Annotated in this window: 1 protein-coding gene; it reads left to right on the forward strand. The window is 44.1% G+C overall.

Translation table 11 applies throughout. The features are described from left to right. Positions 1-110: 110 nt before the first annotated feature. A partial coding sequence (locus tag AEA42_RS21940) for a transposase (protein WP_197278450.1) occupies positions 111-254 on the forward strand: 144 nt, incomplete at its 3' end.

Raw genomic sequence — 254 nt, forward strand, 5'->3', positions numbered from 1 at the left:
TTGGAGGTACTCAGGCGGCCTGATTATCAAATCACGGAGAAAGAATTGCTGGCGGCCTGGGTATTATTCGCCAATCAGTTGCTCAAATATGGCTATGCTATGGCTGATTTATGAGGGGATCCTTCAGAGCATCGCATGTGTTCTGGCGATGTCAATATCATATAGTCTGGACACCAAAGTACCGCTTTCGGATATTGAAAGGTAATGTCGGAAAAGAGGTTTATCGATGCATTCAGGTTTATTGCCATCAAATG

It is taken from the genome of Shewanella sp. Sh95, assembly GCF_001308045.1.
In the GTDB taxonomy this organism is placed as follows: domain Bacteria; phylum Pseudomonadota; class Gammaproteobacteria; order Enterobacterales; family Shewanellaceae; genus Shewanella; species Shewanella xiamenensis.